Annotated in this window: 2 protein-coding genes; both read left to right on the top strand. The window is 41.4% G+C overall.

Translation table 11 applies throughout. The features are described 5' to 3' along the window. A partial coding sequence (locus ACWHAR_RS30745; protein WP_452088892.1) for a VOC family protein occupies positions 1-250 on the top strand: 250 nt, incomplete at its 5' end. A 205-nt stretch (positions 251-455) separates the two neighbouring features. Continuing rightward, positions 456-555: adenylosuccinate synthetase (locus ACWHAR_RS30740; RefSeq protein ID WP_452088893.1), on the top strand; the 100-nt coding region annotated here is incomplete at its 3' end.

Here is a 555-nt window from a genome sequence, read left to right as displayed (position 1 = left end):
CGATTATCATTTGGAATTCACCCAGTATGAAGGGGAAAGCACTGCCCCCATTCTCCATCCCGACAGCCTTCTTGTTTTTTATGTGCCGAACGCAGATGAACTGGCAGCGATCACTTCAAAGCTAAAACACATGGGCTATCAAGAGGTCGAATCAGAGAACCCGTACTGGAGCAATGGGGGCGTGACGATAGAGGACCCGGACGGCTGGCGAATCGTTTTTATGAATTCTAAAGGGATATCGGGCAAGTGATTCTTTCTTATGCTAAAGGATGAAAGTTTCGCAAGCTTTTTATGACAAAGCAGTGAGAAAACGCTTATAAAACGAATGGAAGCGAACGAATATAGATTTACATTAATTTAATGTTCGGATTTACAATTGACTTTCTGTTTCTTCACTGATAAACTTGATTTGTTTGAATAGAATCGTTTTGAAAGTTTAACGGAGGTGCACGGACATGTCTTCAGTAGTTGTAGTAGGTACGCAATGGGGCGATGAAGGAAAAGGTAAAATTACAGATTTCCTATCAGAAAATGCAGAAGTGATCGCACGTTATC

Source organism: Bacillus sp. LR--39, from assembly GCF_053613335.1.
Note: the sequence above shows the minus strand (reverse complement) of the source record. Positions and strands in the feature narration are given on the sequence as shown.